Genomic DNA, 18863 nt, shown 5'->3' with positions numbered 1-18863 from the left:
TATTATGTAAAATAAAAAAAGCTGCAATATGAAATTGCAGCAATAATTTTTATTGACCCATTTGTTTTTTTACTTCTTCAGCAAAATCTTCGTTTTTCTTTTCTAAACCTTCGCCAACTTCAAATCTAGCAAATCTACGAATTTTAATGTTTTCACCTATTTTTGCAATTAAATCTGTTAATAATTCTTCTACAGATTTGTTAGGATCTTTAATGAATGGTTGTTCTAATAGACAAATTTGTGAGTAGAATTTGTTAATTCTTCCTTCAACTTTCTTTTCAGCAATCATTTTTGCTTTGTCTTCAGGAATATTTTTTCCATCGTTTTCGTTCATAGCTTGATGAACTAATACTTCTTTTTCTTTATCTACTTCTTCAGCTGGTACTTCATCACGACTTACATATTTAGGATTTGATGCTACAACTTGCATTGCTATATCTTTTGCGAAATTTTTGAATTCTTCATTTTTTGCAACGAAATCTGTTTCACTATTGATTTCAACAATAGCAGCAATTTTTCCACCGTGAATATAAGTTTCAACAATACCTTCAGATGCCAATCTTCCAGCTTTTTTTTCTGCTCCAGCAAGTCCTTTTTCTCTCAAAAGATCCATTGCTTTTTCAATATTTCCGTCTGCTTCAGATAGGACTTTCTTACAGTCCATCATTCCTGCGCCAGTTTTTTCTCTTAATTCTTTTACCATACTAGCAGTAATTTGTGCCATTTTATTACCTCCAATTAAATTAAAAAGCGACTGTCAAACAATTATTCAATTTTCAGTTTAACCGTCGCTTATTTTTTATTATTCTTCGTCTGATTGTTCTTCAGAATTTTCAACAAATTCTTTTAAATCTTCTTCTGATACTGATTCTTCATTTTCAAATTCTTCTGTATCATTTTCAGTTTCAGAATAAACTTCTTCTGAATCTTCACGACCTTGATTTGCTTCAATAACAGCATCAGCAATTGTAGAAGTTAAAAGCTTAACTGCTCTAATTGCATCATCGTTACCAGGAATAGCAATATCCAATTCGTCTGGATCACAGTTAGTATCTACGATACCTACAACTGGTATTCCTAATATTTTTGCTTCGTGAACAGCAATGTATTCTTTTTTAGGATCAACTACAAAAAGTACACTTGGCATTTTTGTCATTTTTCTAATACCACCAAGGTTTTTTTCTAGTTTTTCTCTTTCTCTTTCTAATTGGCTAACTTCTTTTTTAGGTAAAAGATCGAAAGTTCCATCTTCTTCCATTTCATATAATTGGTGAAGTCTATTAATTCTTGTTTTGATAGTTTTGTAGTTTGTTAACATACCACCTAACCATCTTTGGCTTACATAATGTTGTCCACATCTTTTAGCTTCTGTTTCAATTGCTTCTTGAGCTTGTTTTTTTGTTCCTACGAAAAGAACTTCTCCACCATCTGCAACGATGTCTCTTACATAATTGTAAGCATCATCAATTTGTTTTACAGTTTTTTGAAGATCTATAATATAGATTCCATTTCTTTCTGTAAAAATAAATTTTGACATTTTTGGGTTCCATCTTCTTGTTTGATGTCCAAAGTGAACCCCAGCTTCTAACAATGATTTCATTGATACTACTGACATTTTTTTACCTCCGTTTTTTTCCTCCAGACGACTCATCTACAAATGCGACAATTAAGCAACTGCATCTGTATCATCGACTGTGTGTTTTACTTTCAAAGTATATCATAAATGTTTTTATTTTTCAAGCTTTTTATAATCACATTTTTCATTAGAACAAAGAATGGATTCTCCATGCCTATTTTTTCTATGAACTAGTAAACTACCACATCCAGGACATTTCTCACCTGTAGGCTTATCCCATAAAGCGAAGTCGCAATTTGGATAATTTTCACATCCATAAAAAACTTTACCTCTTTTAGAAACTTTTTCTATTATTCTGTGACCACATTTTGGGCATTTTACTTTAGTATCTTTTACAATAGTTTCAGTATATTTGCAATCAGGAAAAGCACTGCAGCCAATAAACTTTCCATTTCTTCCGTGTTTTATTACCAAATCATTGCCACATTCAGGGCATTTACGTCCAATTGGTTCGTCTTTAACTTTAAATTTATCTTGTGCATTTTTTGCATTGATTAAATCTTCATTAAATCCATCATAAAAATCTCTAATTACTTTTTTCCATTCAACGTCGTTTTCAGCAATATTATCTAATTCATTCTCCATTTCAGCAGTGAATTTTTCATTAATAATTGAATCAAAATATTTAACTACAAATTCACAAACTTTTTCTCCGATTTCTGTTGTATAAAATTTTTTCTCTTTTAATTCAACATAATTTCTAGACAAAATACTGCTTATAATCGATGCATAAGTGCTTGGCCTACCAATGCCATCTTCTTCAAGTGTTTTTACAAGGCTTGCTTCTGTGTATCTAGATTTTGGTTTAGTAAAATGTTGTTTAGATTCTATTTCTTTTGAAGTTATAGATTCTTTTTCCTTTAATTCAGGCAATTCGCTATCTTTAGTATTTAAAGAATATACTCTTGTAAAACCATCAAAAATCACCACGTTACCATTAGATCTAAAAGTATAACCATTGTTATCAAAATCTATTGATGTAGATAAATATCTTGCATCTTTCATCTGACTAGCAACAGTTCTTTCCCAAATCAATTTATATAATTTGTATTGATCATCTGTCAAATATTTTTTAATTTCATTCGGTCTTCTTTTTACTGATGACGGCCTAATACCTTCGTGAGCATCTTGTGATCCTTTTTTCTTTTTAGAATAATCGTATCCTTTTGTGGCATATTGTTTTCCATAGAGATCATTAATAATATCTAGGCAATCACTCACGCAAACATGAGAAATTCTTGTTGAATCTGTTCTCATATAAGTAATCAAACCTACTGAACCTTCGCTACCCAAACTAATTCCTTCATACAACTGTTGAGCTATTCTCATAGTTTTAGAAGTTTGAAAATACAACTTTTTATAGGATTCTTGTTGAAGTGTAGAAGTAGTAAAAGGAGCATAAGGTTTCCTAGATTTTTTTTGTTGTTTTATAGAATCTACAACAAAATTATCTGACAAATCATTTAAAATTTTATCCGCTTCATCCTTGTTTTTTATATTGATTTTATTAGATTTATCGTTTTTTGAATAATATAGCTCAGAATCAAATTCCAATTTTTCTTTGGATAAATTTGCATGAATAGACCAGTATTCTTCTGGTTCAAACTCTCTTATCTCTTTTTCTCTTTCACAAATTAATCTTAAGGCTACAGACTGTACTCTACCAGCACTTAGTCCAGATTTAACTTTCTTCCATAATAACGGAGAAATGCTATAACCTACTATACGATCTAAAACCCTTCTTGCTTGTTGGGCATCTACCAATTTTAAATCAATAGCTTCAGGTTTTTTTATTGCCTCTTTTACAGAGTCTTTAGTTATCTCTTGGAATTTTACTCTATTTTCTTCCTTTGGATTTATACCTAACAAATAGCACAAATGCCAAGAAATAGCTTCTCCTTCCCTATCAGGGTCGGTTGCCAAGAATATTTTTTGAGAATTCTTATAATCTTTTTTTAAAGCATTAATAACATTAGCTTTACCACGAACATTGATATATTGTGGTTCAAAATCATTGTCTATATCAATTCCTAATTTGCTTTTCGGTAAATCTCTTAAATGACCTATTGTGGCTACAACTTTATATCCTGACCCTAACATTTTTTGAATCGTTTTTGCTTTAGTTGGAGATTCTACTACCACTAGCTTTTTATTTGCCATTAAAAGTCGATCCTTTCTGTTAACTTTCTTGTAATTTAGATCTTAGTTCACTTATAGACTCAGTTGAAATTTGATCTTCATTTATTCCTAATTTATTCATTATATCATTTAAATGTTCTTCATTCTTAACTTCGATTTCCAAATATGGATATGGATAAAAATCTTTATCCCAGGAATCAAAATCTAGTCTTGCATCCATAAACTCAAAAGATTTTCTTTCTTTCTTAGATGAAGATTGCTTATCTAATTTAACAAATTTTAATATTTGTTTCAAATTTTCTTCGCTATCAAACTCTATAGTATATTCATTATAATGTCTCACATTTGTATCATTAACTCTCTTCTTGTAAGTAAGAAATTTCTTGTTTTCATTATTAAAAATATCCTTTGAAATTCTTATTCTAAGATAATCACTACTATTAATTAAATCAAAATTATTAGATTCAATTAAAATATTTTCTTGAATTTCATGAGCAATCATTTTAGCTCCCATTTCAATAGCTTTATCCATCAAACCATTAAAATCATCTGTAAATACCTTACATTCTAATTCTTTTTCCATATTATTCCCTAATTTTCTTAACTTTAAAATCTATATAATCCGAAGACACACAATGTACATTTATTCCATCTATTATTCCTTCTACTACATTTAGATGTCCATATCCATGTAAATGTCCATATATTAAATGTGTAACATTATAATTTTTTAAACAATTAAATATCTCATTAGGTTGTTTATTAATATCAAAAGGTGGATAATGAAGCATCATAATAATATCATTGTTATTTCGGACGCTTTCCAAACTCATATTAACTCTTAAAATTTCTCTTTGAAAAATTTTTACATCTTTCTCTGTAGCTTCTTTGCTAGTTGGATCAAGCCACCCACGTGATCCACATATATTGATATCTCCTAAATCTAGTGAATCATTTTGAATAAAATTAATAGATTCTAATTCTAATTTTCTTAGTTTACTTATTCCAGACCACCAATAATCATGGTTACCTCTAGTTAGAATCTTTCTACCTGGACTCTTATCGATTCTTTTCAAATCTACAAAAGCATCATCTAGTTGCATTGCCCAGGAAATATCTCCTGGTATAAGTATAATATCTTCATCATCTAATTTTTCTAGATTATGAAATATCTTTTCTTCATAATTATCCCAATTATCACCGAACACATCCATCGATTTTTCTTTTGTATAATCCAGATGTAAATCACCTATCGCATATATCATAATTACTTTAACTCAATTTTCTTATATATTATGTCTAGTTCATTTAACAATTGCTCATCTCTGTTTTGGCAAGAAAAAAGTATTATTTGATTATTATTTGAAATTTTAAATAACAAATCTAGACATTTCTTATATCTTACATCATCTAATTGGACAAAACAATCATCTAGTATCATCAAATAATCAAGACCCATTAATTCTTCAAGAACACTTATTCTAATAAAAACAGAAAGCAAGTCAAATGTTCCAGAACTTAAATGTTTTTGTTCATAAAATTTTACTCCATCATAAATACTGACATCTAAATTTTCATCAACCCTAAATTTGTCCTTATCTTTAGTTGAATAAGCCATCATTTCTGAAACTTTCTTGTTAATTCTAGGGATAAAATTTTTGTGTAATTTATTTATACTTTTATTGATCAAATCCATAGCTAATTCTATAGATGTAATTTCATTTTCATACTTTTGAATATTCTCATTGATATCTGCTAATCTTTCTTCTTTTTCCAATAGAAGATTTACAGATTTTTCAAGTATTTTAGTCCTTTCAAATAATTTCGCATTTTCTTCAATAGATTCATCAATTTCTTTATTAAGTAAGTTGATATCTTTTATATCATTATCCTCAAGTTTTATTGAATCTGAATTAATATTTTCTAATAAAATACTAAAATCATATTCAGATGATATCTTTTGAAGTTGATCATCTTTATCAGAAATTCTATCCATCAATTGGTTATACTCTATTTTTTTTCTTCTATAATCTTCAACATCTATGTTCTTCAAATTTCTTGATGAAGATAAAATATTGTTAATCTTAGACTTAGAACTTTCATCTTCATTTATAATTGAATCCAATTTTGAATCAATATCTTGAAGTTGTCCCTCAAGTTTGCCCAAATAATCAATGCTTTTATCCATATTTGAGTCATATCTAAAGTCATTAATTACTTCATTGTAATTTTTATAACTCATATTAGTAATTTGATTAATCTTTTTCACAATCTTATTTAATTGACGATTGTATGATAATCTCTGAAATTTGTTCGATATAACAACTAAAATATAATATAGTACAAATAATACAGGAGCAATTACTATTTCTTTTGTATACCCCATCATATAAATCATCCCGGCAATAATTAATGTAACTATAACTCCAATAATAGATAATTTTATTTTTAATTTAGAAATTCCATTTAATTTTTCAATTAAATTATTAATTTCATCAATATAATCTCTTATAGTCTCATAATTACTAAGTTTTGCTTTTAATTGGTAGTAATCCTTACTTAATAATTTCTTTTGCTTCGATAACTCATTAAATGTAATTCTATTGTCGTTTAATAATTTATTTTGATATTCCAAACTATTTACATCATCTTCGTCAATGTCATTGATGTATTTAATCTTTGATACTCTGTCTAATAAACTTGCTTTTTCTTTTAAAATCTGCATTTTATAGTTTTTTGCATCTTCTATTTTTTCTATATCGTTCTTCTTGTGCAAATTAACTAATTTTTCTTTGTTTAAAAGCAAAGTCTCGTGTCTAAGCTTGTACTCATTTAACTTATTTAAACTATCTTCATATTCTTTTTTCTCTTTATTAATATTTTTGATTTCATCTTCTAAATCAAACTTTTTTTGATATAAACTCCCCAACGGTTTAGCTTTAGATTGTTTAGTCCCAATATTTGATTTCGTCTTTTCCAGATTATCTAGTGCTTTTTTAAATGAAACAGAATCATTATTGCTATCTGATGAATTCAATAGCATATCAACAATAGAACTTACATTCTTAGCTTCTGCATCTAATTCTTTTAAATTAGAAAAAACAGTTGATTTGAAGATATCTGAAGGCATTTTAAAAAAGTATTCACCAGGAAATGATAAATTATCTTGATTAAAACCATCTAAATCAGTTTCGTTATTACCAGTAGTCTCATTGAAAATATTAAAATATTTTTCTTTAAAATTACGATAAATTACATATCTCTTATTATCTTTTTCCACTAAAATACTGCCCTCATAGTTTTCACTATTCCAAGGGCGATATTTTTCGTAGTCTTCAGTAAATACAGTTCTCTTTAGGTAAGGTTTAACAAATCCATAAAATACACCTTCTATAAATTTGGATATAGTGGTCTTTCCTGACTCATTTAACCCGTAAATTAGATTAAATTTTTCTCCAAACTCAATTGTGTAATTATTAAATCTGCCAAATGATATCAAATCTAATCTAATAATTTTCATAAACTATTCTCCATTAAGGACTTAATTCCTAAATTAATCGCTCTTTTAACCACTGGATCTTCTTGATCTAAGTTTTTCGTTTCCTCAATAAAATAACCCAACACATTATTTCTGTTAAATTCATAAATTTTATCCAAATTTATATTAGATTCTGTGTTGTCAATTATTTCTACATATTCGCAATATTTTTTTAAACTTTCTTGTAAAGAATCTATATCTAGATCAAACCCTTCTTCTAATTGTCCCTTTAAATTAATTCTAATGTAATTTGTCTTATCTTCAACTAAACATTTAGACAATGAACCAACCAAATCGTAATAACTAAATTTATCTGATATATTATAGTCAAATTCATTGAAGTTTGATTCAGAACAATCTAAAAAATCGATGTCAAGTCTGTAATCAACTATACTTCCAATAACAGCACCATGCATCCCTTTTTCTTTAAAACTCAACGGTTCAATAGAACCTGGATACACAAATTTATCATTAAAAATAGTCGGTTTATGTATATGACCTAAAGCCACATAATCAAAACCCAAATTATTTACTTTATCTTGATCAAAAAACATATAACAATTGTTATCATTTAATAAATCAGAATGAATCATTAAAACATTAGTTTTTAACTTGTCTAGTTTTAAATCATCAAAAATGTTCATAAAATCGTAGTTATTTTTATTGTAACTTATCCCATAAACATCAGTGTCATCAAATTCTATTTTTTCAAGAGTATCCTTTTTGAAAATATTTAGATTATCACTAATATTTACCATGTCCCATAAATTATCTTTATAAATAGGATCGTGATTTCCACCTATAATGCAAATTTGTGAATTTGTTCTAGAAAATAGATCAATTAAACGATTCATATCACTTAGGCTAAAATTTTCCAAATTATACAAATCTCCAGACAGAAAAATATAATCAACATTTTCATCAATACTATATTCGATTAATTTTTCAACAGATGTCCAAATTCTTTGTCTTCTAATTTTAGACAAAGATTGAGGAATTGAAGATTTTTCAAATTTCATGCCTAAGTGAAAATCAGCTGAATGTATGAACTTCAAAATATATCCTACTTTTCTGAATCTAATTGTTTTAATTCATCTTCTATTAACGCATGTAATACTCTTAATTCTTCTTCTGTGAATGTAAGACCTTTACTCATTCTTGTATGATCAGGATTCCATTCTCTAATATCGTATTTTGCATCGTAATCAGACCATTTTACAATATTTAATTCTTTATTCCAATTGTTAGCTTTTGTGGATAAAACTCCTATTCTTTCTACTATTTCAAATTTTAAATCAGCCATAATTACCTCCATTTTTATAAATATATTATAGCATTATTTTAAAATATGCAAATATATGTTTTTGTGTTAGAATATCATAGAGGTGAATTTCATGAAAAAGCAAAAATTAGCTCAAGTTGTAGCAATTATTTTAGTAGCAATGATGGTTGCTCCATTTATACTAAATGTAATAATGAACATGAGATAAAATGATAATCAAAAATATTGAGTTCAATGATAAAAAAGATAAGTTCGTAATTGAGACTGATACAAAAGAAAGTTTTTTACTAAGTTATAATGATTTTGAAAGATATAAAATTCATAACGAAATGACAATAGATGATGAACTATATACTCATTTATTGAATATCTCAAAATTTACAGAGGCTTTTGAAATCAGCCTTAATTTTTTATCATATAAATTACGAACTGAAAAAGAAATAACGACAAAATTAAAATCAAAAAAATTTAGTTCTGAAATTATTGAAGACGTTATAGAAAAATTAAAAAACCTAGATTTACTGGACGATTATAACTACGCGAAAATATTTATAAACGATAAAATTAATCTAACAAATTACAGTAAAAGAAGAATAATCAATGATTTATACCAAAAAGGTATTGATAAAAGAATTTATGAAGATTATTTGGAAAATGTCTTTGGATATAATATGGAGTTAGACAAAGCAACTCAAATAGTTGAAACTAAAATCAATATTTGGAAAGAAAAACATGAGGGCTATGATTTAAAGAATAAAATAGTTACTTTCTTGCTGCAAAAAGGTTTCAGTTATGATGTTGCGAAACAAGTAAGTGGTATGTATTAATGTATTATTTATATATTTTAGAATGTGCTGATAAAAGTTTATATACAGGTATTACCAATGATTTTTTAAAAAGAATTAAAATGCACAATAAAGGTAAAGCCAGTAAATATACAAGGGCAAGGCTTCCTGTAAACTATGTTTTTATGAAAAGAATTGATAATAAAAGTGATGCATTAAAATTAGAAATTAAAACAAAAAGTCTAACTCGTGATAAAAAATTAAAGCTAATAAATTCAAATGAAAACGAAATTAATACTATATTAAAAAAAGCTTAAGTATGATATAAATCAACTTAAGCTTTTAATTTTATAAATTGTTTTTTGCTAATTCAACTAATTTAGCGAATTCTTTTTCATCTCTAACAGCCATATCAGCAAGAACTTTTCTGTTCAAGTCAACACCAGCTACTTTTAAGCCGTGCATAAATTTGCTGTAGCTTAAATCGTGCATTCTTGTAGCTGCATTAATTCTAGCAATCCATAATTTTCTGAAATCTCTTTTTCTTCTTTTTCTTCCAACGTATGAATAAGCTAATGATTTCATTACAGCTTGATTAGCTGTTTTGAATAATGTATGTTTTGAGCCGTAATATCCTTTAGCTTGTTTTAATATTTTTTTATGTCTTTTTCTATTATTTGTACCACGTTTAATTCTAGCCATTTATATTTCCCCCTCTAACTAAGGAATCATTTTATCGATTCTTCTCATATCTGCATCGCTAACTGTTGTACCTTTTCTTAAGTTTCTAATTCTCTTTGCAGATTTCTTACCTGTTAAGTGACTTGCATAAGCTTTATATCTTCTTAACTTACCTGTACCAGTTCTTCTAAATCTCTTAGCAGAACCTCTATGTGTCTTCATTTTTGGCATATTATTTCCCCCTCTAATTTTCTTTATCAGTCAAAGGACCCATAAACATTATCATCATTCTACCTTCCATGGAAGGTTTCTTTTCTATTTGTCCTACATCTTTTGTTAATTCATAAAATTTATCAAGAACTTCCTTACCCAAATCTTTATGACCAAGTTCTCTACCTCTAAATCTAACAGAAACTTTTACTCTGTTTTCATTGCTTAAAAACTTGGATGCTTGATTAGCCTTAACTTCTAAATCGTGTTTTTCAATATTTGGTGAAAGTCTTATTTCTTTTACGTTAATTACTTTTTGATTTTTCTTCGCTTCTTTTTCTTTCTTTAATGCATCATATTTGTATTTTCCATAATCTAATATTTTGCATACGGGTGGCTTAGCATTTGGTGCTACATTTACTAAATCCAGATGCTTATCTTCAGCCATTTTCAAAGCTTCTTTAATAGGAATTACACCTATTTGTTCACCTTCGTCATCGATTAATCTAACTTTAGAAGATCTTATCTCCTCATTAATCATTAAGTCTTTTATATTATTCACCTCCAAAAAATAATGGCGGGTAAAAATACCCGCCAAAAATTAATAATCAAATTAAATTTTAACCTTATGAATTCGAAATTATAAGGTGAGAGCGGATATCTCTACTTATCAACAACAAATATTGTATACTATGTTGAACATTTTGTCAACTATTTTTTCTTTGAATTTACAACATTAATTAAAATATATGGTAAATTAAAGTCTGAAGTATATGCTATATATTTATTCGACCAGTTGGGCTTAAATTTATCCTTGTAGTTTCTTAAACCTTTAAAATTATATATCTTATTTTGAGTATTGTAAACAATATTTAGAATTTTTTCTTTCTTCTTTGAATAAATCTTATCTCCAACTTTAGATAACGGTGCCATTCCTAGGTAGAATTTTTCAAAATTATTTTCTTGACCCCATAAAATTAACTTTATGAATATAAAATCCATCAAACCATCTTCATTTGATTTATCATATCTCATTAAATCGATAGAAAGTGTCTTATCATCATAAAACGGTTGAAGATTTGCAAAAGCAAGTAATTCACCTTCTTTGTAAATACATGCTATTTTGGTTCTTTTTAGATAATCTTCATCAAAAAATCCTAAACTAAATCCCATTTCATTTTTATTTTCTAACCATTTATCCGAAACAATTTTCATTTGAGATAAAAGGTTATCGGTTGGATCTTCAACTTTAAATTCATAATTCCCTTTATCGAAGTTATTAAGAACATGTCGCCAAGTTCTATTTTTCTTTCCTACTAAAGAAAATTGAGTTAAGTCTACTGTTGCGTCTTGTCCAACCTTAACGAATCTAAAACCTTGATCACAGTATAATTCAAGATTTTCTCCATTTATTTCATAAAAACAAACATTCATGTGATATTCATTGCAATAAACTATAAAATCATCAATTGCTTCAACGAAATTTTCTTTCTTACCTATTGGATCACCTAATACGATAACGCTGTTTTTTACTGGGCGATACATAATCATTACTGTATTTGTCTTGTCAAAATAAACATTTTTATCATTCAAATAAACTAAATGACTAAATTCATTTCCACCAAATTCTTCCAAGAATTTATCAATTTTATCAAAATCCTCATCTGTTAATTTTGTAAATGTGATCTTCTTAGTTCGTGTATATTGAGCAAGGTAAGATAATATCAGAACAAATAAAACATATAGCAGTATAAATTTCTTGTTTTCAACCAAATAATTTAGAGAATATTTTCGATGTGATGTCAAAAAATTTACCTTGCGAACAGTATTGCTAATAAAGATAAATAATACTGTGACAACTGATAATTTACCGATTGTGTTTATAAAATATTTTGGCTTTATTTTGATAGCTTGTTCTGTGAATCCATCCTTCATAATATACATTACAATTCCCAACAGTAAGGTAATAATCGATTCTTCAATGTCTAATCCTTTTAATAATGTTGAAAATACTGAAACTATTAATACTGCTTCAGCTATATAAAAAGATTTTTTAACTGATTTTTTTATTCCTTGTGAAAGAAGTATTAATAACCCACCTGATGTAAGAGTTATAAATCTAGCTAAAATCACTACATCTTTCTTAACAAATCTCTTTAAAAATTTTATTCTTAATAACATTGATGGAGTAGCAACACTTAAACATAATATTAGCCCAACGATTAGAGTAAAAATAGACAAAATATTAAATGCGAACTGTTTCTTGTATTGATCAGTATTGTAATTGTCGTAAATTCTTTTTAATATCATAATTAAAGAAATTATCCATGGAATAACACTACTTACAATTCTGTATATCAATATGGCAATTATTGCAGCTCTAGGTTCTATCAATTTACATAAAAAGTGTATTTCTATTAAATCCGAAACAACAAATCCATCCTGCATCAAGCTAACTTGCCCAAATACATTTGAAACACAATAAATAAGCACCAAAGATGAAAGATTTACATTAGTAAATTGTTTTATCGCAAAAACGAAAAATAATATATTACATATTGTAACAACAGTTTCATAAGCAACTGATAAAACTTTTCTTTTGACACTTATGTTATCCTTTACAACAAAATCTAAATAATATGGACTTTTGTTTTTAAAATAAATAACACAAATACCAATAACCAATATTACTAAATAAATCAAAAATAGTGTCCATTCTGGTTTCATTAAAAATATCGTGAATATACTAATTAAAGATAAAGCGATAAAATTAGAAATATTTTTGTTTAAGTTCTGATTCCTATACTCATCTTCACCAATAAATACTGATTCTAATCCCTTTATCCATACAAATTTTCTTAATGATTCTAGAACCCAAAACTTTTTTATATCCTTGAAATCAAAATTTTTATTATATAAAAAATAGGAAATTGATGAAATAAGAAATACTAAAAGTCCAAATAAAGCAATTTGTAATTTTTGAGCAATACTCAAAAAAATCTTATATTTAAAAATATGATTAGGTGCTATAAAATTGTTCCTTACGATATATAAGACAATAATTGTGAATATTATAGTGTATGTTGTCCTAATGTATTTTAGTTTTTTATCCATTAATCCCCCTTTAAATGGATGATTGCTCATCGTACATTTGTTTGTAGAAACCATCTTTTAGTAATAGTTCATCATGAGTTCCACTTTCTATTATTTTACCATTGGATAAGGCAAAAATCTTGTCTACATTTCTAATTGTAGATAATCTGTGAGCTACTATCAATGTAGTTCTTGAATATTTTAATTTTTCTAATGGTTGTTGGATAATTTGCTCTGTTTCAGTATCAATATTCGATGTAGCTTCATCTAAAATTAATATTCTAGGATTTCTAATATATGCTCTTGCAAAGGAGATTAATTGTCTTTCTCCTTGTGAAAGATTAGAGCCTTTTTCTTTTATAGGTTCATTTAAACCTTTTTTAAGCAATGTATAGCATCCTAATTCTTCTAACGCATGGATCACTTCCTCGTCACTATAATCCTTATCTAAAGTTATATTTTCTTTTAATGTAGTTTCAAAAAGGAACGGATCTTGTAGTACAACCGCAAAGTTTTCTCTCATAATATCTTCATTTAAATTATTGATATTTACCCCATCAATTAAAATTTCACCACTTTTTACGTCATAAAACTTCAATATTAAATTAAGGATCGTTGATTTTCCACTACCTGTAGTCCCTACAAAAGCTGCACTAGTTGATTTTGGTATTTTAAATGAAATATCCTTCAATACATCATTTTTATCATAAGCAAAATAAACATTTTTAAATTCAATATCTCCCTTTAGATCTTCTATCACACCATCTGACTTTTCAATTGTATCTAATTTCATTATGTCAAATATGTGACTTGCAGATGCATAAGCTTGTTCCATATCTCCAAATCTTGTAACAATTACACTAACATTCGAAAAAATCTTTGAAGTATAATCGATAATTATATAAAGCCCACCAACTGTAACTGGATAGCTTTTGGTTATCTGACCATATCCAAAATAAAATAAAATTATAACTGTTGATAATAAACCAATTATATCAATAGCCCTGTATCCTCCATAGCTTCTTAATTTAGTAAGAGCTAAATTATTTCCAAAAATTTCTTTGTTAATTTTATCGAACTTATCTTTTATAGTTTGTTTGACATTTAAAGCTTGAATTATTTCCATATTATTAATATTTTCATTAATATTTGCGTTTATTTTACTAACCAGATGTCTGATTCTTTTGTTATGTTTTGCTGATTTATATCTATAGTCATAGAATATTAAGAAAACAAATGGAAACAAAATCAAAAGCATCAAAGACACTTTAATATTTGTTACAACCATCATAATATATATTGCAATTATCATTATTGCAGCAGTTGTAATATCTGCCAATATAAGTTGAAACATTATCTTTAATCTCATAGTATCATTCGTAATCCTTGATACGATACTTCCTGCTGCCAGATTGTCAAAGTATTCTATAGGTAATTCATTGATATGTTTATAAATATCATTTTGTACAAAATATGTTACGTTATTTGCTGCCAATTCAAAATAAATCATACTCAAGTTACTGAAAATTCCACACGCAACGTAAATCACCAAATAAATAGTCAAGTATTTAATAATTGATGAAAAATTTCCAACTATATTATTCTTTGCTACAAATTCATTTAATACAAATCCAATTACAATTGGACCCAAAATTTCCATAGAAGTTCTTAATAAGGAAAAGACAAATCCAATCACCAATTTTTTAGATTGCTTCATGGAATACATTTTTAGTTTTTCTGATACAAATTTATTTCTTAATTTACTCTTCATATCTGCCCCTTACTAATTGGATATTATATTGATTGTAATACCATTGTCTATTTTCCATTAATTCCGAATGAGTACCCATCTCACTTATTTGACCATCTTTCATTACTATTATTAAATCAAAATCGTCAATCTGATTTAATCTATGAGTCGATAAGATTACTGTTTTTTTCAGTTTTTTTAACTCTATCAAAATATGTTTCTCAGTTTGAGTATCTAATGCGCTTAAACAGTCGTCTAATACAACCAAGTTTGAATCTTTTAATAAGGCTCTTGCTAATGAAATTCTTTGTTTTTGACCTCCAGATAATGACAGTCCGTTTTCACCACACAAAGTGTCAAATTCATCCGGAAAATTGACTATATCCTTATAAATATCCGCGCTTTTAGATACTTTAACCACTTTTTCATCTGTGGCCTCTATCTTGGAAAGTTTTATATTATTTTTTATTGTATCCGAAAAAATCATACTTTTTTGAGACACATACGCCATATTATCTCTTGCTGATTTTAAATTTAATAAATTCGTGTATTTACCGTTGATTTCAAATTCATCTTGTCTTGGATATAAGAATAATAATTGTTTAAGAATAGTTGACTTTCCTGACCCTGTCTTTCCAACAATAGCCACCCTCATGTTCTTCTTGAATTCAAAAGAAATATCTTTAAGTGCGAATTCTTTAGAGTAAGGATATTTGAAACTATAATTTTCAAACTTAACACTTTCTATATCATCAATTTCCTTGTAATCTTCGTTTAAATCTAATTCATCTTTATAGTCAAGTATATTATCGATTCTATCCATTGATGCATCGGCTTGTTGATATACATTTATGAAGTTTCCTAATGCATACATTGGCCAAATTAACATATTTAAATAATAAGTAAAAGATACCAATTGACCAACAGATATTTGATTCTTACTTATTAAAAATGTTCCATATCCGATTGCTATAACAAAAGTCATTGCTGGAATTATTCTTTGAAAAGGAGCCATCATTGCTCTGTATTTTACAACATCCATGTTTTTTTGAACCAACATTTTAGATCGATTTTGAAACGAAAAATATCTAGCATTTTTTATTCCAAAAACTCTTATAATTCTAATACCTTCAACATCTTCTAACACACTATTGTTTAGCTTATCAAATGTAGATTGCACTATTGAATATTTTTCATGGATTTTCTTACCAATTTTTAAACACAAAAATGCCAATATAGGAAGAGGTATTATAGAAACAAGTGTTAAACGAACGTCAACGACGACCATCATTATAATTATTATAAACAAAGGAAATACTGTAGAATCGAAAAATGTAAGAGTTCCAAATCCCATCAAATCGCTTAAACTATTGACATCTCCAGTAGCTCTGTTCATAAGTTCTCCCGTTTTGAAAGTTTGAAAATATTTCATGGATTCGTTTAAGTATTTATCCATAAGTCTATTTCTAGTTACATAGTCTATTTCATTTGATGCTCTGAATGTGTAGTAACACCATCCCATTGCAAAAAAATATTTAATTCCTATTACTAAAACATCAATTAAAAGTATAATTAAAAAAGGTTTTAATTCTATCGAATTGTTTAATACTCTATCGGTTAATTTCCCTGTAATATATGGGGGAATTAATCCGACCAGGTCACTTAATAAAAGAAATGTAATAGCAAGAATTAATTTGTTTTTGTAATATTTTAGAAACCAATAAAATTTCTTGTACATTTTACCTCCTTCTATTAAAAATTTGCTCTGAAAAATTCAGAGCAAATTTTTATATTGTAAAATAAGCTTTATTTATAGAATTATTTTCTATTTTGATATTCATCTACTAATTCATCAATAAATTCATCAGTATTCTTAGATCCTACATCTCCAAGATCTCTTTTTCTTACTGATACCTCATTGTTATCAATTTCATTTTGTCCAATTATTAATGAATAGTTCACTTTCTTCAATTGAGATTCCCTGATCTTAAGACCGATTTTTTCACTTCTATCATCGACTTTCACTCTCAATCCACGTGCTTTCATTTTTTGTTGTAATTCATACGCATAATCATTGAATTTATCGCTAATAGGAAGAATTTCTACTTGAATTGGTGATAACCATAATGGGAATTTTCCAGCATAGTGTTCGATTAATATTCCCATAAATCTTTCTTCACTACCTAAAATAGCTCTATGAATCATCGCTGGACGTTTTTTAGATCCATCACTTGCTATATAAGTCATATCAAATCTTTCTGGCATTTGGAAATCTAATTGAATAGTTCCACATTGCCAAGTTCTACCAATTGCATCTTCCAAATGGAAATCTATTTTAGGGCCGTAGAAAGCACCGTCACCTTCATTAATCTTATATTCAAGACCTTTGTGTTCCAACGCACTCTTAAGTGAATTAATTGCTAAATCCCAATCTTCATCTGATCCCATTGAATCTTCTGGACGAGTTGACAATTCAACTTCGTATTTAAAACCAAACTTAGAATAAATATAATCACAGAAATCTATAATCTTAGTTACTTCTTCTTCTATTTGTTCAGGTAAACAGAATACATGTGCATCATCTTGTACGAAAGTTCTAACTCTGAATAAGCCATGCAATGCACCTGATAATTCATGGCGGTGAACTTGACCTAATTCAGCAACTTTAATTGGAAGTTCTCTGTAGCTGTGCAATTCATCTTTGTAAACTAAAATTGATCCTGGACAGTTCATTGGCTTTATAGCATAATCATCACCATCTATTTGAGTGAAATACATATTTTCTTTGTAGTGATCCCAGTGACCTGATTGATGCCATAAATCTTCGTTCAAAATCAATGGAGTTTTAATTTGACCATATCCTCTATCTAAAAGTTGTTCCTTCAAGAATTTTTCTAGTTCATTTAACACAACCATTCCATTTGGATGGAAGAATGGAAAACCCGGTCCTTCTTCTTGAATTGAGAATAGTCCCATTTCTTTACCAATTTTTCTGTGATCTCTTTTCTTAGCTTCTTCCATTCTTTCTAAATATTCGTCTAATAATTTTTTCTTAGGGAATGAAATTCCGTAAATTCTTTGAAGCATCTTGTTATTTTCATCACCTCTCCAGTATGCACCGGCAATTGATAGTAACTTGAATGCTTTAATATTTTTCACTTCTAATAAATGAGGTCCTCTACACAAATCAACGAAGTCTCCCATTTCATACAATGTAATTGTAGCATCTTCATCAAGATTTTCTATTAAGTCAACTTTATAATCTTGACCTTCTTTCTTAAATCTTTCCAATGCTTCTTCTCTTGAAATTTCAACCCTTACTAATTTAGGATTTTCTTTAACTATTTTTTTCATTTCAGCTTCGATTTTTTCTAAATCTTCTGGTACGAATTTATGATCTGTATCTAAATCATAATAGAATCCAGAATCAATTGATGGTCCAATTGCAAATTTTGTATTTGGATACAATCTTTGAATAGCATAAGCCATTAAGTGAGATGAAGTATGCCAGAAAACTTGCTTTCCTTCTTCATCATCAAATTTTACGAATTGAACTTCACAATCTGATTTAATAGTTTCCATTAATCCCATTATTTTACCATCTACAACTGCTCCTACACAGTCTCTTGCTAATCCTTCAGAAATTGATTTGCAAACATCTAATAAACTTATTTCTTCATCAAATTCTTTTACGGATCCATCTTTTAATTTTACTTCAAACATAAATACCTCCTAATAAAAAAGAGACC

The 18863-nt window shown here is 27.7% G+C and carries 17 protein-coding genes and 1 other annotated feature; of the genes, 2 read left to right on the top strand and 15 right to left on the bottom strand.

Features of this window, described 5'->3' with window-relative positions; all coding sequences use genetic code 11:
- Window positions 1-49: 49 nt before the first annotated feature.
- From tsf to HMPREF0391_RS07230, 8 genes are all read right to left on the bottom strand, one after another.
- The gene (tsf, locus tag HMPREF0391_RS07265; RefSeq protein WP_002836345.1) at window positions 50-724 is read right to left on the bottom strand and encodes a translation elongation factor Ts; all 675 of its coding nucleotides are present in this window, start codon (window positions 722-724) and stop codon (window positions 50-52) included.
- 78 nt (window positions 725-802) lie between these two features.
- Entirely contained in the window at window positions 803-1615 is an 813-nt protein-coding gene (gene rpsB, locus HMPREF0391_RS07260) for a 30S ribosomal protein S2 (protein WP_002836343.1), read from the bottom strand.
- 114 nt (window positions 1616-1729) lie between these two features.
- Window positions 1730-3796, bottom strand: a complete 2067-nt coding sequence (gene topA / locus HMPREF0391_RS07255) for a type I DNA topoisomerase (RefSeq protein ID WP_002836341.1) — start codon at window positions 3794-3796, stop codon at window positions 1730-1732.
- 19 nt (window positions 3797-3815) lie between these two features.
- Complete coding sequence (locus HMPREF0391_RS07250; protein WP_002836340.1) at window positions 3816-4358, bottom strand: class IV adenylate cyclase; 543 nt, start codon at window positions 4356-4358, stop codon at window positions 3816-3818.
- A 1-nt stretch (window position 4359) separates the two neighbouring features.
- On the bottom strand, window positions 4360-5040 hold the full coding sequence (locus HMPREF0391_RS07245; RefSeq protein ID WP_002836339.1) for a metallophosphoesterase: 681 nt from the start codon (window positions 5038-5040) through the stop codon (window positions 4360-4362).
- Window positions 5041-5042: 2 nt separating this feature from the next.
- Window positions 5043-7295, bottom strand: coding sequence for an ATP-binding protein (locus HMPREF0391_RS07240; protein WP_002836337.1), 2253 nt, complete (start codon window positions 7293-7295; stop codon window positions 5043-5045).
- Window positions 7292-8368, bottom strand: coding sequence for a metallophosphoesterase family protein (locus tag HMPREF0391_RS07235; RefSeq protein ID WP_035109489.1), 1077 nt, complete (start codon window positions 8366-8368; stop codon window positions 7292-7294). Before HMPREF0391_RS07235 ends, HMPREF0391_RS07240 begins: the two co-directional genes overlap by 4 nt.
- Before the next feature lie 8 nt (window positions 8369-8376).
- Window positions 8377-8616 carry a YdbC family protein gene (locus HMPREF0391_RS07230; protein WP_035109486.1) on the bottom strand — a complete coding sequence of 80 codons (240 nt, stop codon included), beginning with the start codon at window positions 8614-8616 and terminating at the stop codon, window positions 8377-8379.
- A gap of 188 nt (window positions 8617-8804) precedes the next feature.
- Here HMPREF0391_RS07230 and HMPREF0391_RS07225 point away from each other — a divergent pair, with 188 nt between their 5' ends.
- Together HMPREF0391_RS07225 and HMPREF0391_RS07220 are read left to right on the top strand one after the other, a co-directional pair.
- Window positions 8805-9422 carry a regulatory protein RecX gene (locus tag HMPREF0391_RS07225; RefSeq protein ID WP_002836334.1) on the top strand — a complete coding sequence of 206 codons (618 nt, stop codon included), beginning with the start codon at window positions 8805-8807 and terminating at the stop codon, window positions 9420-9422.
- Window positions 9422-9697: a GIY-YIG nuclease family protein gene (locus HMPREF0391_RS07220; RefSeq protein ID WP_002836332.1), complete on the top strand. Its 276-nt coding sequence runs from the start codon at window positions 9422-9424 to the stop codon at window positions 9695-9697. Before HMPREF0391_RS07225 ends, HMPREF0391_RS07220 begins: the two co-directional genes overlap by 1 nt.
- Window positions 9698-9728: 31 nt before the next feature.
- On the opposite strand, the gene rplT is transcribed toward HMPREF0391_RS07220, so the two are convergent.
- From rplT to thrS, 7 genes are all read right to left on the bottom strand, one after another.
- Window positions 9729-10082, bottom strand: a complete 354-nt coding sequence (rplT, locus tag HMPREF0391_RS07215; RefSeq protein WP_002836330.1) for a 50S ribosomal protein L20 — start codon at window positions 10080-10082, stop codon at window positions 9729-9731.
- Between the two features lie 18 nt (window positions 10083-10100).
- Entirely contained in the window at window positions 10101-10292 is a 192-nt protein-coding gene (rpmI, locus tag HMPREF0391_RS07210) for a 50S ribosomal protein L35 (RefSeq protein ID WP_002836329.1), read from the bottom strand.
- 13 nt (window positions 10293-10305) lie between these two features.
- Entirely contained in the window at window positions 10306-10812 is a 507-nt protein-coding gene (gene infC / locus HMPREF0391_RS07205) for a translation initiation factor IF-3 (protein WP_002836327.1), read from the bottom strand.
- Window positions 10813-10834: 22 nt separating this feature from the next.
- Window positions 10835-10946: a sequence feature (ribosomal protein L20 leader region), on the bottom strand.
- A gap of 36 nt (window positions 10947-10982) precedes the next feature.
- A complete protein-coding gene (gene mprF, locus HMPREF0391_RS07200; protein ID WP_035109483.1) occupies window positions 10983-13385 on the bottom strand; it encodes a bifunctional lysylphosphatidylglycerol flippase/synthetase MprF in 2403 nt (800 codons plus the stop codon).
- 10 nt (window positions 13386-13395) lie between these two features.
- The gene (locus tag HMPREF0391_RS07195; RefSeq protein WP_002836324.1) at window positions 13396-15135 is read right to left on the bottom strand and encodes an ABC transporter ATP-binding protein; all 1740 of its coding nucleotides are present in this window, start codon (window positions 15133-15135) and stop codon (window positions 13396-13398) included.
- Window positions 15125-16852: an ABC transporter ATP-binding protein gene (locus HMPREF0391_RS07190; protein ID WP_002836322.1), complete on the bottom strand. Its 1728-nt coding sequence runs from the start codon at window positions 16850-16852 to the stop codon at window positions 15125-15127. Before HMPREF0391_RS07190 ends, HMPREF0391_RS07195 begins: the two co-directional genes overlap by 11 nt.
- An 80-nt stretch (window positions 16853-16932) precedes the next feature.
- Entirely contained in the window at window positions 16933-18837 is a 1905-nt protein-coding gene (gene thrS, locus HMPREF0391_RS07185) for a threonine--tRNA ligase (protein ID WP_002836320.1), read from the bottom strand.
- Window positions 18838-18863: the final 26 nt, after the last annotated feature.

It is taken from the genome of Finegoldia magna ATCC 53516, from assembly GCF_000159695.1.
Classification (GTDB): domain Bacteria; phylum Bacillota; class Clostridia; order Tissierellales; family Peptoniphilaceae; genus Finegoldia; species Finegoldia magna_F.
The sequence above is the reverse complement of the archived record's forward strand: the minus strand, read 5'-3'. Positions and strand labels throughout refer to the sequence as shown.

Coding starts and splice junctions, on each gene's coding strand:
- thrS (WP_002836320.1), bottom strand. CDS start 18,837: ATGTTTGAAGTAAAATTAAAAGATGGATCCGTAAAAGAATTTGATGAA.
- HMPREF0391_RS07220 (WP_002836332.1), top strand. CDS start 9,422: ATGTATTATTTATATATTTTAGAATGTGCTGATAAAAGTTTATATACA.
- HMPREF0391_RS07195 (WP_002836324.1), bottom strand. CDS start 15,135: ATGAAGAGTAAATTAAGAAATAAATTTGTATCAGAAAAACTAAAAATG.
- rpmI (WP_002836329.1), bottom strand. CDS start 10,292: ATGCCAAAAATGAAGACACATAGAGGTTCTGCTAAGAGATTTAGAAGA.
- tsf (WP_002836345.1), bottom strand. CDS start 724: ATGGCACAAATTACTGCTAGTATGGTAAAAGAATTAAGAGAAAAAACT.
- infC (WP_002836327.1), bottom strand. CDS start 10,812: ATGATTAATGAGGAGATAAGATCTTCTAAAGTTAGATTAATCGATGAC.
- HMPREF0391_RS07225 (WP_002836334.1), top strand. CDS start 8,805: ATGATAATCAAAAATATTGAGTTCAATGATAAAAAAGATAAGTTCGTA.
- mprF (WP_035109483.1), bottom strand. CDS start 13,385: ATGGATAAAAAACTAAAATACATTAGGACAACATACACTATAATATTC.
- topA (WP_002836341.1), bottom strand. CDS start 3,796: ATGGCAAATAAAAAGCTAGTGGTAGTAGAATCTCCAACTAAAGCAAAA.
- HMPREF0391_RS07245 (WP_002836339.1), bottom strand. CDS start 5,040: ATGATATATGCGATAGGTGATTTACATCTGGATTATACAAAAGAAAAA.
- HMPREF0391_RS07190 (WP_002836322.1), bottom strand. CDS start 16,852: ATGTACAAGAAATTTTATTGGTTTCTAAAATATTACAAAAACAAATTA.
- rpsB (WP_002836343.1), bottom strand. CDS start 1,615: ATGTCAGTAGTATCAATGAAATCATTGTTAGAAGCTGGGGTTCACTTT.
- HMPREF0391_RS07230 (WP_035109486.1), bottom strand. CDS start 8,616: ATGGCTGATTTAAAATTTGAAATAGTAGAAAGAATAGGAGTTTTATCC.
- HMPREF0391_RS07240 (WP_002836337.1), bottom strand. CDS start 7,295: ATGAAAATTATTAGATTAGATTTGATATCATTTGGCAGATTTAATAAT.
- HMPREF0391_RS07250 (WP_002836340.1), bottom strand. CDS start 4,358: ATGGAAAAAGAATTAGAATGTAAGGTATTTACAGATGATTTTAATGGT.
- rplT (WP_002836330.1), bottom strand. CDS start 10,082: ATGGCTAGAATTAAACGTGGTACAAATAATAGAAAAAGACATAAAAAA.